This is a genomic window from Affinundibacterium seohonense (assembly GCF_014284305.1).
GTDB lineage: Bacteria > Pseudomonadota > Gammaproteobacteria > Burkholderiales > Burkholderiaceae_D > Undibacterium > Undibacterium seohonense.
In genome coordinates this window covers 1-255 of the sequence record NZ_JACOFW010000137.1, presented here as the reverse complement: position 1 = coordinate 255, position 255 = coordinate 1, and the positions used below count along the sequence as shown (strand labels likewise).

Genomic DNA, 255 nt, shown 5'->3' with positions numbered 1-255 from the left:
GGCGAAAGCATACGCGAATTTCATCAACGCACGATCGATAGTATTGTGCACCACGCCCAACAATTCGAAGGCAAGAAAATCGCCTTAGTCGCTCACGGCGGTGTACTCGAATGTGCGTATCGTGAAGAAATGAATTTACCACTCAATGCAGAACGCACCATCACCATTTACAACGCCAGTATCAATCGTTTTGTCTATCAAGATGGTCAGCTCTCACTTGTCAGTTGGGGAGATATTGAGCATTTGGGTGACCTA

Annotated in this window: 1 protein-coding gene; it reads left to right on the top strand. The window is 46.3% G+C overall.

Going from position 1 to position 255, the window contains the following annotated elements:
* On the top strand, window positions 1–255 hold a 255-nt coding region (locus tag H8K52_RS20895), incomplete at both ends, for a histidine phosphatase family protein (protein WP_186924823.1).